The organism is Paenibacillus sp. FSL K6-3182 (assembly GCF_037976325.1).
Taxonomy (GTDB): domain Bacteria; phylum Bacillota; class Bacilli; order Paenibacillales; family Paenibacillaceae; genus Pristimantibacillus.
Window position 1 is genome coordinate 529,897 of the sequence record NZ_CP150265.1, and the last position, 15,695, is coordinate 545,591.

Consider the following 15,695-nt stretch of genomic DNA (forward strand, 5'->3'; position numbering starts at 1 on the left):
AGGAAGGAGGAGCAGCTATGATGCGAAGTGTACTTTCCCATCCGAGAGAGAAGGAACGGCTATTATCGTATTTCGAGACGCAGGTTATGCAAGTATTAAATTGGCTGGCAACATATAGCCCGGATGAAGAAGGCGGCATAACGCGGCTGCTTTATACCGAGGGATGGCTGGAGACGCAGCAAGCGCTTGCGCTCAAAATGGAGAGCTGCGGTCTAACGACGGAGTTTGATAACGTTGGCAACTTATTCGGAAAATTACAAGGCGATGATCGAGACGCGCCTTCTATTATAACAGGCTCACATATTGATACGGTTATTCAAGGCGGGCATTATGACGGAGCCTACGGCATTGCGGCGGGTTTGCTGGCGCTTGATTATTTGCAAAAGCAATTCGGCAAGCCGAAGCGAACGCTGGAGCTTGTATCCCTATGCGAAGAGGAAGGCAGCCGATTTCCGATGGCTTACTGGGGATCGGGCAGCATCGCCGGCAAACGAAACTTTGAGCAAATTGTCCATTTGCAGGATGCTCAAGATGTATTTTTTGCGGATGCGATGCAGCAATGCGGCTTTGGCGAAGGAACGGGCAGGGATAGCCGCCGACATGATATTGGCGCGTTTATTGAGATCCATATCGAGCAAGGGGCGGTGCTGGAGCAGGATGGCGTCGCTATCGGTGTAGTGGAAACAATTGCTGGCCAGCGTAGACTGAAGTTTGAAGTCATTGGCGAATCGAATCATGCGGGAACAACTCCGATGCATATGCGCAAGGATGCGCTTGAAGGGGTTAGTGCGATGATTGGGGCGCTGCGTCAAGAGGCTATGCGGCTTGGATCGCCATTAGTGGCGACTGCTGGCAGGCTGCAGGTGTTTCCGAATGTACCGAATGTCGTTCCGGGAAAGGTTGTATTTACTGTAGATGCGCGTCATGCCAATGAACAGGCTCTCGATAGCTTTTGCCGCTGGGTCGTACAGCGATTTACAGCATTGGCCGGTGAGAGGCAACTGCAGATTCAAGGGACGGAGTGGTTTAGGGAAGAACCGGTTCCGATGAATGAGGTGCTTAAACGGCATATGGATCATATTTGTGGTGAAATGGGCATTTCTTCGAAACGAATGGTTAGCGGAGCGGGGCATGATGCACAAATGTTTGAGCATATTTGTCCGACTGCGATGTTATTTGTTCCAAGTAGACGAGGCATATCGCATTCACCGGAGGAGTATACAGAGCCGCGGGAGCTTGCGGTTGGTGTACTCGTGCTGACAGAGCTGCTGTATCGACTAGGCTATGAGGGGGAAGAGTTATGAAGCTATACAAAGATTTGGCGCCATCACCGCGTACGATTATGACACCAGGTCCAGTCGAGGTGGATCCACGGGTGCTGCGGGCGATGTCGTATCCGATATTGGGACAATTTGACCCAGAATTTACGGCATTAATGAATGAAACAATGGAGATGCTGCGCCAATTATTTAAGACCGATAATGAATGGGCATTCCCTGTGGATGGGACGTCGAGGTCGGGGATAGAGGCTGTTCTTGTAGGCTTGATCGAGCCTGGCGATAAGGTGCTTGTGCCGATTTATGGACGCTTCGGCCATTTGCTGACCGAGATTGCGAAGCGCTGCGGTGCTGAGGTTGTAACGCTGGAGAAAGATTGGGGCAGTGTATTTTTAACGGAGGAAATAGTTAATGCCATAAAGGAGCATCAGCCTGATGTCGTAGCTCTTGTGCATGGCGAGACATCAACGGGAAGAATGCAGCCGCTCGAAGGCATTGGGCAAGCGTGCAGGGAAGTGAATGCGCTCTTCGTTGTGGACGCTGTTGCGACAATTGGCGGTATTGAGGTAGCGACTGATCGGCTGCTCATCGATGCGGTAATTGGCGGCACGCAGAAGTGTTTATCCGTACCGGCAGGCATGGCGCCGATTACGTACAATAAACGTGCAGAGATGAAGCTGCTCAGCCGCAAAAAGGTTGAAAGAGGGCTGCTTCTTGCTGACGACGAGGATGACCCGCTGCTGCGTCCGATTCAAAGCAACTACTTGGATTTGAGTCAGCTGCAGGATTATTGGAGTTCGGCTCGGCTCAATCATCATACGGAAGCGACGTCCATGCTTTATGCGCTTCGTGAAGGGCTGCGGCTCGTGCTGGAAGAGGGGCTGGAGGCGCGTTTTGCACGGCATCGTGAGCATGAAGGGGCATTGATTGCTGGTTTGGAGGCAATGGGCTTGCGTCTCTACGGCGACCCCGCCTGCAAAATGACCGTCGTTACTTGTATTGAAATTCCGGCTGGCATAGACGGAGAATCTGTACGTTCGATGCTGCTTGATCATTACGGCATCGAGATCGCCAGCTCCTTCGGTCCCTTGAAGGGGAAAATATGGCGCATCGGCACGATGGGCTACAGCTGCAGCAAGCGCAACGTGTTGCTTACGCTCGGCGCGCTGGAAGCCGTTCTGCTGCGACATGGTCATCAGTTGGAAGCAGGCCTGGCACTGCAGGCGGCTATGGATGTTTATGGGATGTAGATCAAACGGCTTGCTCCCTTGTATAAGGTGAGAGCGGGCTGTTTGTTTTGGATCAAAAGCAATATGATTTGTAGCTTTAATTTTAGTTGGGTGGGCTTTAGGTTTTGGCACTTTGGTCTTTAGGTTTTGATGTCTTTGCTCGTTAGGGAGCCGGCTGGCACTGCAGGCAGCTATGGATTTATATAAGATGTAGATTAATTAGCATGCTTCTTTATTGAAGGTGAGTACGAGCTGCTAGATTTGAACTAAAAAGGAATGATTTATAGATTTTTATTGGGTGAGTTTATGCTTTTGGACTTTGGTCCTTAGTTTTAAATGAATTTTCTCACTATCCCGTACCGTGATTGTTGCTCAAAGTTGCTGACGGTTGATGACTATAGTCTATTTGGCTAACTAGTTGTATTGATGCGGCTATCCTGCACATTTGCAGTAACTTACACTAATTTAGAAGTAAAACCTCTCTATCCTGTATTTCTGCAGGAACTAGCTCGTAATTCGGTATTGCAAGCTTGTAAATGAGATGCTATATGGTATAAATACAACATAGATGCTCCGAATTGAGCTAATCCAGCCGCTATCCTGCATTTCTACAGGATAGCTTAATTCACAAGGGTGATTAAATAGCACGATCACTAGCGCGATGTACTGTTGCAGTTAACTAGCATAATTAACTAGCGCAATCACTAACATAATTCACAATTCTGATTAGCTGTTTACTAGTGAAATGCAATGCTGATCATGATTCCCTCACTACGCTATATTAGAATAAGAGCTCAAGAGTGTCTTTTTTTAGCTCATAATATCTGATGGTTCTACCTTTGGATACGGATTGGAGCCAACCTTTGTCAGCTAGTCCAGCAAGGAGCTTGCGGGCTGTGCGGAAGTTGAGCTTCCACGCGTTGCAAACATCAATTGGACGAATAGGGCGACCGAGCTGCCATGCGAGTAGGAGCAAATCTTTTTCAATTTTTGAAACAGGATTTATATTTACTTTATGCAATAAATAAGGTCCGATAACGAGCTGAAGTAAGGAGCGGCATATTTCTGGTCGATCTTTAATATCGTCAAAAGAAAAATGGATCATTTTCCAGCCTAATGCAGTTAAGAAAGTGTCACGATTAAGTGAGTAGCTGAATTTCTCGCGATCCATATCTTTGACATGAGACTGAAACCCGTCGCATTCTATATCAAAACGCCCAAAAGGCGGGAGAAATGCAAAATCAAGAAAATATGATTTGCGGTTCCGATCATAGACTTCATATTCTGGGTGCAGGTAATCAAAATTGCCGAATACCGGCCACCATACATTTTGAAGAAGGAGCTTCTCGCCATAGCTGTGTCCTCTTAATAATCTCGCTTTGCGCTCACCGCTTCTGTTTTCTACATGTTTTTCAATAAAAAGCGTGTGCATATGTTCAAAAGTGTGCATGTTGTGTTCCCTCCTTATATTTGGACAAAAAAAGAACGTCCCTTTGCCATGAGCAGAAGGACGTTCTTCGTCTTTTTTCGTATCGTATGAAATTGGCCTCTTAACTAGTTATTGATATAACGCTCAAAAATAGCGCCAAAATCCTTGATGCGATATTGCTTATGCGTATTTACAAGCCAGTTGAACGCGGATTTGTTCAGTCCGTCGAACTGTTCGACGACATTGAAGTCGCCTTTATGGATTTGCTGCAACGTTGTGGACGCGAGATCCAGACTGCGTCTTGCATATTCAAGCGAGATTTCATTCTCGCGTGTAATTTCTGAGATTTTGATAAGTGCTTTATAAAGGTCTTTCAGCTCTTCGATATGCTTCTTATTTACATCAATTGAAAAGGGGATTGAGCCAATCGAGAACTTGATTTCAACGTCAAGGTCGACCGTGCCTGCCGTTTCCAATGCAACCTGTGAAATTTGGTTCGCGCTATAGGAGTAACGCTTCAATGTCCGTTTTTTGCTTAGTGCACTTTTGCCGTCCAAATGAATGAGTGCAAGGTTTGTGAAGCAATACTCGTCGGTTTTTGACTTAATGAGAAAATAAATTTTCTCGTTATCCTCATGCATGACGTAATCGTCAGAATCGGCTTTACTGAAATCTGCGGGCTTGATGATCGCGCCAATATCACTTATTCCAAGGGCATCTGCTGCTAATTTACCAAACATTTTACCATTCCTCTCATCATTGCGTGGAATTCACACCTACTCATTATATATTAAAAAATGGAAATTATGATAGTCCATTTGTCGTATTTTAGCGTTGTGTGATACTGGATAATTATCTATTTTATTAGCGGCTTATTCACAAACTTTTGCTGCTTTTATATAGAGAGGCTTATCTTACTATTTTTCAATCAATTGTTTTACTAAACTTTTTATCGGATGGATAAAATACGGAGAATTCAACAAACTGATGAGATGGAAAGGAGGAACATGATGATGAGTGAGCAACGAGAGGATTCGAACACGCTGCGCAGAGGTTTGAAGGCTCGGCATATGACCATGATATCGCTTGGAGGTTCTATTGGTACGGGTTTGTTTCTTGCGAGTGGCGGTGCCATTCACTCTGCTGGGCCGGGAGGAGCGGTGCTTGCTTATACGCTGATTGGCATAATGGTATATTTTCTGATGACAAGCTTAGGGGAAATGGCTACCTATATGCCTGTGTCTGGAACGTTCAGCACCTATGCAGCACGTTTTGTTGATCCTTCGCTTGGTTTTGCACTTGGCTGGAACTATTGGTACAACTGGGCGATAACGATTGCGGCGGAGTTGTCTGCAGCCACGCTTATTATGAAGTTTTGGTTTCCGAACAGTCCGTCTATTTTGTGGAGCGGTCTATTTCTATTGTTAATGCTTAGCCTTAACCTTCTGTCTGTTAAGGGTTACGGCGAATCGGAATACTGGTTTGCCATGATCAAAATTGTAACGGTAATCGTGTTTATCGCTATCGGCTTGATGATGGTGATTGGCATTTGGAATGGGAAAGCAGTTGGCATAAGCAATCTGACGGACAATCCGTTTCCTGCTGGTTTTTTAGCTACGTTAGGCGTGTTTATGGCTGCGGGCTTCTCTTTTCAAGGAACGGAGCTAATTGGAGTAACGGCTGGAGAAAGTGAGAATCCTCGCGAGAATATCCCGCGTGCCATCCGTTCTATTTTTTGGAGAATCCTCTTGTTCTACATATTGGCGATATTGCTAATTGGCATGTTGATCCCTTATTCAAACGCGCAGCTCGCGAGCGGGGACATTTCAACGAGTCCATTTACGATCATTTTCGAGAGAGCAGGTCTTGCCGTAGCGGCTTCAATTATGAATGCGGTCATTTTGACCTCGGTATTGTCAGCAGGCAATTCCGGTATGTATGCCTCTACGCGGATGCTTTGGGTGCTGGCGAAGGAGGGGAAAGCCCCTCGTTTTCTGGCTAAGCTGAACGTGCGCGGGGTTCCTGTAGCGGCGCTCCTTGCGACGGGGGCTCTTGGCATGCTCGCTTTCTTAGCTTCCTTCTTCGGTGACGGCGTCGTCTACGTGTGGCTGCTGAATGCTTCGGGGATGTCTGGCTTTATCGTTTGGCTTGGCATTGCAATTAGCCATTATCGCTTTCGCAGAGCTTATGTATCACAAGGCCACAAGCTTGAGGATCTGGCCTATTTGGCGAAATGGTTTCCGATTGGTCCGATCCTAGCTATGCTGCTCTGTATTGTTGTGATTGGCGGTCAGTTTATCGGCGCGCTCAAGGATGGCCGTATTGATTGGGCTTATATCTTCGCCTCCTACATCGGCATTCCCCTTTTCCTTGCCATCTTTATCGGACACAAATGGAAGTATCGTACTCGAATGCTGACGCTGGCAGAATGTAAGTTAGATCCGGAGGATTAGTATGAAAAAAAGCTCCCAACCGTTATGCGCTGAGGCATTAGGCTGGAAGCTTTTTTTAATAAAATTTATAAAAAAATTAGTCGAGTACAGCTGTAATATGAGCTTTAGTAATCGACCAGTGGGACGTCGTCCACACTTTTTCTTTTTTCTCGATAAAAATAATTTGCGGGGACTCATGCTTAACGGAAGTATCTTCAGCGATTTGGTTGGAAACCGGACGCGATTCGATAACTTTTACAAGCACGTATTCCACATCTTCTCTTGGTTTCCCATCAAGATATTGATTGAACTCTTGGTAAGCGTTAGCGCTGACCGGGCAAGTTGTGCTGTGCTTGAATATAACGAGTGGACGAGTAGCTGAAGCTTCATAGACGTTATTCCATTCTTCAATGGACGTGATTTCTTTGTATGACATAAGGGGAACACTCCTTTTAATCTGCTGTGCAGAAATTAATTAAAACCGTACATATAGTATAGCGCTTTTTGACGAGTAAAGTCATTTTTTTGTCGTTATGCCCTGAGCCATATTGCTATTGTATGAATCGGGTATTGCAATCGGAATTGGAGCGTGCTATGATAACGGAAGTCGAAATGACCATTTTAGTTTTTTGGTCAGTTTTTAAAGTGATAAAGGATTGAAATGCTCGGAGGTGAAGGAATGGCCATTGATCGACGACAGCAGATTGTGAATGCTGCGGGGAAGTCGTTCGCGTTGTTTGGGTATAAGGCGACGACCATGGATCAGGTAGCGAAAATTGCGAATGTGGGCAAAGGGACGATCTACACGTTCTTTACGAATAAAGAAGAGTTGTTCCACGAAATTATGAAGAAGCTTATTATTGAAATGAAGCAGGTTGCAGAAAAGGTTGTTGATCCTAATCAATTATTCTTCGATAATTTGAACGCTGCGCTCGAGCAGCTGCTCGATTTTCGCGAGGAACATGAGCTTGCACTTAAGCTATCGCATGAGGTACGCGAGATTGGTACGCCCATGGCGCTGGAGGGTATACAGCAAATAGAGAAAGCAGTCGTTGGTTATATTCAACATCAAATCCAGCTGGCGATCGATAAGGGCGAGATTAAGCCTTGTGATCCAGAAATGACTGCGTTTGTTATGCTCCGCTTGTATATGGCGCTTACGGTAGAATGGAAAAAAACGCATGAACCGCTGGACAAACAGCAAGTAGCGGAAAAATTGCGATTCTATATGCAAGTAGGATTGGCTCCGGAATAACCTGGATGCCTTTTTTTACACAAAGAAATGACCGAATGAGAGAAATGGTCAATCAGTAACTGGGAGAGTGGACGATTTGAAGTTCAAAGGTTTAAAGCAGTTTGGTAAAGAATTGTCCGGAATCGGCCGCAACAAAATGTTGTTGATATCGGTAATTGGCGTGCTGATGATTCCCGTTATGTACTCATCGATGTTTCTAGGGGCGTTTTGGGACCCGTACGGAAATTTGGATAAGATGCCGGTAGCTGTCGTTAATGCGGATAAAGGGTATGAATTTAACGGCGAGATGATGCATATTGGCGATGATTTTGAGGCAGAGCTAAAGGAAAATGAAAAATTTGAATGGCATTTCGTAAGTAAAGGGGAAGCCGAGGCGGGAATGGAAGATCATAGCTACTATTTGGCCATTGAGATTCCTTCTGATTTCTCGGAGAAAACAACCACTTTAACTTCAGATAAGCCAACGCCGGCTAAGCTTACGTATTTAGCTAATGAGAGCTATAACTTTTTAGCTTCTCAGATTGGCAGCAAAGCAGTCGACACCATGAAAATGGAGCTTAACAAAGAAGTGACGTCGGCTTATACGCGCACTGTGTTTGAGCAAATGGAGGAGCTCGTGGACGGCATAAGCAAAGCGAGCGACGGTGCAGGTGAAATTGCTGATGGGACGACGAAGGCGAAGGACGGAGCTGTACTCATCGAGAAAAACTTAGCGAAGCTGGTCAGCGGATCGCTTACGCTCAAAGAGGGAGTTGCTAAGCTGAACGATGGCGGCAAGGCGCTTGGCAAAGGCAGTGCCGAGCTTAGCACGGGCACGAATGACTTGGCTAGCGGCCTGGCGCAGCTGCTGGCAGCGCAGAAGGAGCTTGGCGCGGGAGCGGCATCGCTTGGTGAAGGCGCTGGCTCGCTCGGAGCCGGAGCGGTGAAGCTTAGCGACGGCTTGTCGCAATTAGCCGGAGCGAGCGGACAGCTGGCGGGAGGCGCGTCGGACGCGCAGCAGGCTGCGGGGCAGCTGGCGGGCGGTCTTAAGGAATCAGCTGAAGGCGAGGAGCAGCTGAAGGCAGGAGCGTCGCAGCTGGCGAATGGGCTGGCGCAGCTGGGCCAGGCGAATCCCGAGCTGGCGGAGAGCGAAAGCTTTGCGTCTTTGCTCAAAGCGAGCCGAGAGCTTGCGGCGGGTCTGGAGAAGTCTTCAGAAGGACAGAAGCAGCTAAGAGACGGGGCGTCTAAGCTGAGCGACGGCCTAGTCAAAGTATCTGATGGACTTGGAACCTTCGATAAGAAGGTCGAGGAAGCTGCGGCCGGCGGCAAGCAGCTTGGTGCAGGGGCAGAGCAAGTAGTCGCTGGTGCGAAGAAATTTTCAACCGGCATGAATCAGTTTGGCTCGAAGCTTGCTGAAGCAAGTGCCGGCGGATCAAAACTTGCAGCAGGTGCCAAACAGCTGAACAGCGGGGCAGCAACGCTTACGTCTGGACTTTCACAGTTGTCCTCAAGCATTACGCCATTCGTTAATGGTTCGGTAGAGCTGGAGGATGGTGCGCAGCAAGTAGCTTCAGGTTTGTTGAAATTGGAGGATGGCACTCAGGAGTTGTCTGGCAAGCTGAATGAAGCGTCGGATAAGACGTCTGATCTAAAGCTGACCGATACGATGGTGGATATGTTCTCCGATCCAGTGAAGCTTGATGTAGAGAAAGTAACGAAGGTAGATAACTACGGTACGGGTCTTGCGCCGTATTTCCTATCGCTTGGATTATATGTCGGAGCTATGTTATTAACGATTGTATATTCGGTTCGTGAACCGGCTGTTCGTCCAGTTAACGGCTGGAGCTGGTTTTTGAGTAAAGCACTCACTTTAGCGCTAATCGGTACCATTCAGGCATTGATTGCGGATGCTGCTCTTATTTATGTGCTGAAGCTGGAAGTGCAAAGCATGGGCTTGTTCGTCATGTACTCCATACTAACCAGCATTACGTTTATGATGATTATTCAATTCCTAGTTGCTTCAATGGGCAATCCGGGACGATTTATCGCAGTTATTTTGCTTATCTTCCAATTAACGAGCTCTGCGGGCACATTCCCTATCGAGCTTGTACCTGGATGGTTGCAAAAAGTATCGCCGTTCCTGCCAATGACTTACTCGGTTAAAGGCTTTAGAGATATTATCTCAAGCGGAGATTTCAGCTCGATGGCTGGATATGTTGCAATTATGGCGGGCATTGCTATTCTGTTCGCAGTGCTTTCTTATCTGTACTTTACTTTGTCCCATCGGAAAACGAAGGACGATCAGTTGGAACCAGCAGTTCCGGCATCTGTTTAATTTAAAAAAAGGGCTAGTCTCGGATAATCCGTGGTACAGCCTAATATGCAAAGACGCTCTCAAACGCGATGAAAAGTGGATGAGAGCGTCTTTTTCTGTATGCAAATGTAGCGCAAGGAAGTGAGGTGAGCCGGACTAACTCCGCACAGTCATATACAAAAACGGCTGACCATTTTGGAAGGGATCATTTAAGATGATCTCTGCTCATTCGGCCAGCCGTTAATTATCTACTATTCGTGAATTTCAGTGAGCAATTGACCAAGCGTCTCGAGCGCTTGCTCTTCCTGTTCGCCGTCAATTTCCAAAGTCACTTCTTCATTCATCGCGATACCAAGTGTCAGCATGCTAAGCGAGCTTTTGCCGTTTACTTTTTTGCCTTTGGCAATGACGCTGATTTTACAAGGAAAGGTGTTTGCTGTTTGGACGAAGGTTTTAGTTGGGCGTACATGAAAGCCCGTCGGATTGATGATAGTGTAAGTTTTGCTAATCATGATGAATCACTCCGTTTCTTGTGCGTTCTACGAATTGTGTAATTTCCTGAGTGCTCCGCATAGTCAGTGCTTGATTGGCATGAACTGACCATTCGGACTGGTCGAGCTGTCCAATCAGCTCTCTTGCTTGCAGAATCGAACCTGCGCTCATGCTGAATTCATGCAGGCCAAGGCCAAGCAGTAAAGGGATTGCCGTATGATCGCCTGCCATCTCGCCGCACATGCCCACCCATTTGCCTTCCTTCTCTGCCGCTTGAATGACGAAGCTGATGAGGCGAAGCAAGGATGGATGCCATGGCTGGTACAGGTACGATACTGTTTCGTTCATACGGTCTGCCGCCATTGTATATTGAATCAAATCATTAGTGCCGATGCTGAAGAAATCAACTTCAGGAGCAAAAAGATCGGCAGCGACTGCCGCGGCTGGAATTTCGACCATCATGCCAATTTCGATATGCTCGGCAAGCTGTACACCTTCGGCGATTAGCTTCTGCTTTTCTTCCTCAAGCAGTTTCTTTGCCTCGAGGAGCTCCTCTAATACGGCAATCATCGGGAACATGATTTTCAAATTGCCGTAGCGGCTGGCGCGGAGAAGCGCTCGCAGTTGCGTACGGAACAAGTCTTGTCTATCGAGACATAGGCGCAGCGCGCGCTGTCCTAAGAATGGGTTGCTTTCCTTTGGCAGCTCCATGTAGGGGAGCTCCTTGTCTCCACCTATATCAAGCGTCCTGATGACGACTGGCTTAGAGTTCATTTTCTCAAGTGCATATTTGTAGCTGGTGAACTGCTCCTCCTCCGTTGGGAGGGAGCTGCGCCCCATATATAGGAATTCGGTACGAAAAAGTCCAATTCCTTCGGCGCCGTTGTCGATTGCCCGCTGAATATCTTCCAAGCTGCCGATGTTGGCTGCCAGCTCTACTTGCTTGCCATCCTTGGATAAAGTGAGCTTATCCTTCAGCTTGCTTAATTCCGCTCTGCGCAGATCATCCTTTTGTTTCTTTTCTTGATAGGCTGCCAGCTCTTCTTCCGTAGGCTCAATTAGGACAATGCCTTCAGCCGCATCAACGATAATAACGGCTTGCTCTTTCATATCGTGAACCGCTTGGCCGATCCCTACGATTGCTGGTATTTCCAATGACCGCGCCATAATGGCAGAATGCGAGGTGCGGCTGCCTATTTCTGTGACAAAACCGCGTACGAAGTTCAAATTAAGCTGAGCAGTATCTGAAGGCGTCAGATTGCGCGCAACGATAATACACTCCTCCGACAGATTGGCTAGGTCAGTATGCGGAACGCCGCGCAAATGACTCATGATGCGTCCGGATACGTCCTCAATATCAACGGCGCGTCCTCTTAGCAGTTCATCAGCCATCGATTGCAGAAGGTCGATAAAATGTTTAGATATCTCATGGAGCGCAAATTGAGCATCTATGGATTCTTCGGCTATTTTTTGCTCAATCGCTTCAATGAAATCAGGATCTTCCAAAATCATCAGATGACCTTCGAATATTTCGGCCTTGTCTGCTCCGAGGCGCTCCTCTGTTTTTGCACGAATCGCTTCAACCTCTTCACGGGTGCTTGCAACAGCACGGCGGAACGTTTCTATTTCCTGCACACTGTCTTGCACAGATTGCTCAGTCGGTATGAAACGCTCGGATGCGAGATGGAAGACCGGGGCAATGGCGATACCCGGTGATGCTGCTATCCCTTTAAGTGTTAATGTCATTAACTTCAGACTCCTTTCGCCGCAGATTGAAGTGATTGCTCCAGCTTGCGGTAATGCTCTGCCGCTTGTATATGAAGCGGATGCTGCTCATCTAAACCTGTATATTTTGTTATCGTAGAATGAAGGCCTATTTCCTTAATGGAAGCTTGCAGCTCGGCAGCCTCGGGATCATCTGCAGCATTAAAATGTAAAGCCGCTGCCATAGCCGTGGTCAAATGAATGGCAGGCATGCCAAATTTATAAGCTAATGAGGCCGGTCTAACTAGACGGTCATTAGGAGAAATCTTGCGAATAGGCGAGCGGCCGATTCGAACAACCTCGTCTACCAAGTAAGGATTAACAAAGCGCTCCAAAATTTGCTCAACATAAAGCGCATGCTCTTTTTCATCGAATTGATACGTTTTGATAAGCGCAGCTCCTGATTCCTGCAATGCGCCTCGTACCTCTGCCAATACCTCTTTGTTGTTCATCGCTTCTTGAATCGTCTCGCAGCCTTTAAGGAAACCGTGATACGCTGCAACGCAATGCCCTGTATTAACAGTGAACAGCTTGCGCTCGATATACGGCTCCAGTTGATCAACGTAGTGTACTCCGTCAATTTCCTTAAGCGAATTAAGCAATGGGGAACGCTCTACAGTCCACTCATAGAAAGGCTCGACCATAACTTCAAGTGGGTCTTCATTTTGCTGCAGCGGAACGATACGGTCAACGGCGGCGTCAGGGAAAACGATATGCTGATCGGCCTTCGCCTGTACATCCTCAGATAGATGGCCATATACGAACTGCTTCAAAATCGTGCTGCCGCCAAGGGCATTCTCGCACGCTATAACCGGAAGAGCGGCTTTGCCGCTCTCGATTCTAAGCTCAATTCCTTTAGCAACCGCAGCGGCAATATGCTTCAGTACCGATACGCCAACAGCGGTTGTGACGATATCCGCTTCTGCGATAGTCTTAGCGACTAAATCTATATTTTTACCGTCAATAGCAGTTATATGGTCAACAAGATACGTGTCGCCTTGCTCGTTTGCAATCTTAACCGCATATTGCCCTTTTTCCTGCAGCTGCAAGACAAGCGTATCATTTACATCAACAAAACATACCTCGTAGCCCGCGTTATGCAGCAGCAAACCGATAAAACCTCTGCCTATGTTGCCTGCGCCGAAGTGAACGGCCTTCATGATTCCATCCCCGATTCAAAGATAGAAATCAATTCTTGCTCCGATGAAGCGTTCAAGATGCGCTGCATATCTTCTTCCTCAGACACGAGCACAGCAACATTGGTCAAAATATCAAGGTGATCGTCGCCGACAGCCGCTAGGCCGATAATTAATTGTGCAGGCTCTTCGCCGCCGAAGTCTACGCCTGCCGGTACGGTAATGATGGCCATGCCTGTGGATTTAATAAGTGCTTTCGATTCGTTCGTGCCATGAGGCATAGCAAGCCCTCCGCCAATATAGGTGGATAGAGACTCCTCGCGCTCAATCATTTTGTCGATATACGACTGCGGAGCATGCCCTGCGTCAACAAGCATTTGTCCAACCATGCGGATCGCTTCGTATTTGTCCTTAAGGTTAACGTTTAATTTTACTTTCTCTGTAGATAGAATGGTCATGATTATTCTCTCCAATCCAATTTGGTTTTTATATATTGTTCCAGCTTCTTTGAAATAAACAACTTAATGCTTGCCGCATCACCATGCGCTAATAAAGCAAGCAGATCCGGCAGCAGCAGCATTGCGCTAATTTCGCTTAACAGCTCAAGGCTATAGGAATCAAGCTTGAGAGGGCCGAGCATCATCAACAGGTGCTTGGCCTGCGCATCTTCATCCTCGCCCAGCTGCAATGTTCGATCATAACGATATAAAGCAAGCAGCGGCTCTTTAATCCATTCACTGCGTGTATGAAGCAGGGCAAGCTCGGTATCTGGTATGACCAGGCTTCCCTGCAGCTCTCTTGCGAGCAGCTGATCGGCTATATTTTCGCGATTTGCATCGATATATGGCTTTCCAATTAAGGAAAGCATGTTCGGCAGCTGGTGATCCAATCGATTTTGATCTGGCAACAGCGTAAGATCATGCACATGGAAGCCGTCAAGCAGCTGAAGAACGATGCCGGAATACAGCTGAAGCTGCAGCAAACGATCCAGAGGAGACTGGCCTGCCGTATCTTCGTTTGCTGATAGGGAGGGTGTCGCCTTCTTTAAGGTTGTGCCCTCTATATAGCTGCGAAGCTTATTGGTTTCTTCGGGCGTGAGCAGGGGACTCAGCTTAATATAGCGGTCGGGCTCTAACGGCAAATCAACTGTTGAAATGATCAAATCATAGCGGCTCGGCGGAAGCCTTGTCGCTTCATACCATGAATAATGACCGATCAGGTCGATTTGCGGCAGTACGTTAGCAATTTTGACAGCTAAAAGCTTGGATGAACCGATGCCGCTCGTGCAAACGAGAACAGCTCTTATTTTTCTTGGAAAAGGCTTTAACCGCTCAAGGGAAGCACCAAAATGCATAACGATATAACCGATCTCCTCGTCAGGCACTTGTAGAAGCGGATAAACCTGTTGTACAGCGCTTTGAACAATGGAAAACAATATAGCGTAATCTTTTTTGATCGGCACTAACATCGGATTGCGGATAGCGATGCCATCCTTAATGCGCTGAAAGGCTGGTTTTATATGCTGAATAAGTCCTTCTTCCAGCGACCGATCCTCCATGAGCGACATGTTTAGCTGATCCTCTACATAAAGGATGAGCAGCCTGACGCCTTCAATGGTCGGCATATCTTCATGATGAATCAACAGGCCGTTATCTAGAAAAGCTTCGCTATTTAGCAGTTGTGAAAGATACGTTTTTTCTTCTATTGGGAGCTGTAGATTGAGCACACCCAGCAAGCTTCGCAGCAATGGAATGATTTCATCAGAATGACGATATTCGCTTGCTGTGACAAAGCAGTTGTTCGCTATTCGGGTTAACGCAACCGACAGCTTAATAAGCAATCTTGTATAGTTAGATTCGGACAACGTGTGTGGCCATTCGTCATTTAGTTCCCATAGCGCATGCTCGAGCCGCTTAAAGTTTTCTTTGCCGATCATGTCGAGCAGCTGAGCTGTAATCGGGTTTGAGACTGTAAGGTTCTTGAATTGACCGAATAGATCGGAATCGTCGAGATGATTTATGGCAAGCAAACTAATGGAATGACGCTTATCTTCTTCAGATCCAATAATTTCAACGCCATACCCTCTTCTGCGAACAAGGGTCATCCCGTGTTTATTGATCAATTCCTCCAGCTCATCGAGATCATGGCTGATGGTCGGCATCGTTACGCGCAGCTCATGCGCGAGTGCAAACAGCTTTATCGGCTCGTCATGCTCAAGCAACCTGCAGAGAATAACGATTTTTCGTTCTTCAGCCGAATATTCAAAGTAATCAGACGGCTCAAACGATTGTTTGAATCGCTCAAGAGTATCGGTGTCTGCTTCTACTTGAATACCAAGCCCTGCTATTTTGTGAAGAACAATGCCGTTTGCGGCAAGTAACGATTCGA

The 15,695-nt window shown here is 47.1% G+C and carries 13 protein-coding genes; 5 read left to right on the plus strand and 8 right to left on the minus strand.

Annotation, left to right across the window (positions count from 1 at the left end):
- Positions 1 to 17: 17 nt before the first annotated feature.
- The gene (allC, locus tag MHH56_RS02395; protein WP_339206359.1) at positions 18 to 1,304 is read left to right on the plus strand and encodes an allantoate deiminase; all 1,287 of its coding nucleotides are present in this window, start codon (positions 18 to 20) and stop codon (positions 1,302 to 1,304) included.
- Positions 1,301 to 2,527 (plus strand): alanine--glyoxylate aminotransferase family protein, encoded by a 1,227-nt coding sequence (locus tag MHH56_RS02400; protein WP_339206360.1) that lies wholly within the window; start codon positions 1,301 to 1,303, stop codon positions 2,525 to 2,527. Before allC ends, MHH56_RS02400 begins: the two co-directional genes overlap by 4 nt.
- 760 nt (positions 2,528 to 3,287) lie before the next feature.
- Here MHH56_RS02400 and MHH56_RS02405 read toward each other — a convergent pair.
- Together MHH56_RS02405 and MHH56_RS02410 are read right to left on the minus strand one after the other, a co-directional pair.
- Positions 3,288 to 3,956 carry a hypothetical protein gene (locus tag MHH56_RS02405; RefSeq protein ID WP_339206362.1) on the minus strand — a complete coding sequence of 223 codons (669 nt, stop codon included), beginning with the start codon at positions 3,954 to 3,956 and terminating at the stop codon, positions 3,288 to 3,290.
- A gap of 104 nt (positions 3,957 to 4,060) precedes the next feature.
- A complete protein-coding gene (locus tag MHH56_RS02410; RefSeq protein WP_339206364.1) occupies positions 4,061 to 4,675 on the minus strand; it encodes a PH domain-containing protein in 615 nt (204 codons plus the stop codon).
- 273 nt (positions 4,676 to 4,948) lie between these two features.
- Between MHH56_RS02410 and MHH56_RS02415 the strand changes: the two genes are divergently transcribed.
- Positions 4,949 to 6,388, plus strand: a complete 1,440-nt coding sequence (locus MHH56_RS02415; protein WP_339206365.1) for an amino acid permease — start codon at positions 4,949 to 4,951, stop codon at positions 6,386 to 6,388.
- 76 nt (positions 6,389 to 6,464) lie between these two features.
- On the opposite strand, the gene ytxJ is transcribed toward MHH56_RS02415, so the two are convergent.
- Positions 6,465 to 6,803 (minus strand): bacillithiol system redox-active protein YtxJ, encoded by a 339-nt coding sequence (ytxJ, locus tag MHH56_RS02420; protein WP_076268487.1) that lies wholly within the window; start codon positions 6,801 to 6,803, stop codon positions 6,465 to 6,467.
- Positions 6,804 to 7,046: 243 nt separating this feature from the next.
- Between ytxJ and MHH56_RS02425 the strand changes: the two genes are divergently transcribed.
- Together MHH56_RS02425 and MHH56_RS02430 are read left to right on the plus strand one after the other, a co-directional pair.
- On the plus strand, positions 7,047 to 7,622 hold the full coding sequence (locus MHH56_RS02425) for a TetR/AcrR family transcriptional regulator (protein WP_339206366.1): 576 nt from the start codon (positions 7,047 to 7,049) through the stop codon (positions 7,620 to 7,622).
- 76 nt (positions 7,623 to 7,698) lie between these two features.
- Positions 7,699 to 9,936 (plus strand): YhgE/Pip domain-containing protein, encoded by a 2,238-nt coding sequence (locus MHH56_RS02430; RefSeq protein ID WP_339206369.1) that lies wholly within the window; start codon positions 7,699 to 7,701, stop codon positions 9,934 to 9,936.
- Positions 9,937 to 10,166: 230 nt separating this feature from the next.
- On the opposite strand, the gene MHH56_RS02435 is transcribed toward MHH56_RS02430, so the two are convergent.
- From MHH56_RS02435 to MHH56_RS02455, 5 genes are read right to left on the minus strand one after another with little or no spacing between them, the layout of a single operon-like run.
- Positions 10,167 to 10,427, minus strand: coding sequence for an HPr family phosphocarrier protein (locus MHH56_RS02435; RefSeq protein ID WP_339206371.1), 261 nt, complete (start codon positions 10,425 to 10,427; stop codon positions 10,167 to 10,169).
- On the minus strand, positions 10,420 to 12,153 hold the full coding sequence (gene ptsP, locus MHH56_RS02440) for a phosphoenolpyruvate--protein phosphotransferase (RefSeq protein WP_339206373.1): 1,734 nt from the start codon (positions 12,151 to 12,153) through the stop codon (positions 10,420 to 10,422). Before ptsP ends, MHH56_RS02435 begins: the two co-directional genes overlap by 8 nt.
- Positions 12,154 to 12,158: 5 nt before the next feature.
- Positions 12,159 to 13,331 carry a mannitol-1-phosphate 5-dehydrogenase gene (locus tag MHH56_RS02445; protein ID WP_339206375.1) on the minus strand — a complete coding sequence of 391 codons (1,173 nt, stop codon included), beginning with the start codon at positions 13,329 to 13,331 and terminating at the stop codon, positions 12,159 to 12,161.
- Positions 13,328 to 13,765, minus strand: coding sequence for a PTS sugar transporter subunit IIA (locus MHH56_RS02450; protein ID WP_339206377.1), 438 nt, complete (start codon positions 13,763 to 13,765; stop codon positions 13,328 to 13,330). The genes MHH56_RS02445 and MHH56_RS02450 overlap by 4 nt, the downstream gene beginning before the upstream one ends.
- 2 nt (positions 13,766 to 13,767) lie before the next feature.
- Positions 13,768 to 15,528 carry a BglG family transcription antiterminator gene (locus tag MHH56_RS02455; RefSeq protein WP_339206379.1) on the minus strand — a complete coding sequence of 587 codons (1,761 nt, stop codon included), beginning with the start codon at positions 15,526 to 15,528 and terminating at the stop codon, positions 13,768 to 13,770.
- Positions 15,529 to 15,695: the final 167 nt, after the last annotated feature.

Coding starts and splice junctions, on each gene's coding strand:
- MHH56_RS02410 (WP_339206364.1), bottom strand. CDS start 4,675: ATGTTTGGTAAATTAGCAGCAGATGCCCTTGGAATAAGTGATATTGGC.
- ptsP (WP_339206373.1), bottom strand. CDS start 12,153: ATGACATTAACACTTAAAGGGATAGCAGCATCACCGGGTATCGCCATT.
- MHH56_RS02400 (WP_339206360.1), top strand. CDS start 1,301: ATGAAGCTATACAAAGATTTGGCGCCATCACCGCGTACGATTATGACA.
- MHH56_RS02425 (WP_339206366.1), top strand. CDS start 7,047: ATGGCCATTGATCGACGACAGCAGATTGTGAATGCTGCGGGGAAGTCG.
- allC (WP_339206359.1), top strand. CDS start 18: ATGATGCGAAGTGTACTTTCCCATCCGAGAGAGAAGGAACGGCTATTA.
- MHH56_RS02405 (WP_339206362.1), bottom strand. CDS start 3,956: ATGCACACTTTTGAACATATGCACACGCTTTTTATTGAAAAACATGTA.
- MHH56_RS02450 (WP_339206377.1), bottom strand. CDS start 13,765: ATGACCATTCTATCTACAGAGAAAGTAAAATTAAACGTTAACCTTAAG.
- MHH56_RS02435 (WP_339206371.1), bottom strand. CDS start 10,427: ATGATTAGCAAAACTTACACTATCATCAATCCGACGGGCTTTCATGTA.
- MHH56_RS02445 (WP_339206375.1), bottom strand. CDS start 13,331: ATGAAGGCCGTTCACTTCGGCGCAGGCAACATAGGCAGAGGTTTTATC.
- ytxJ (WP_076268487.1), bottom strand. CDS start 6,803: ATGTCATACAAAGAAATCACGTCCATTGAAGAATGGAATAACGTCTAT.
- MHH56_RS02415 (WP_339206365.1), top strand. CDS start 4,949: ATGAGTGAGCAACGAGAGGATTCGAACACGCTGCGCAGAGGTTTGAAG.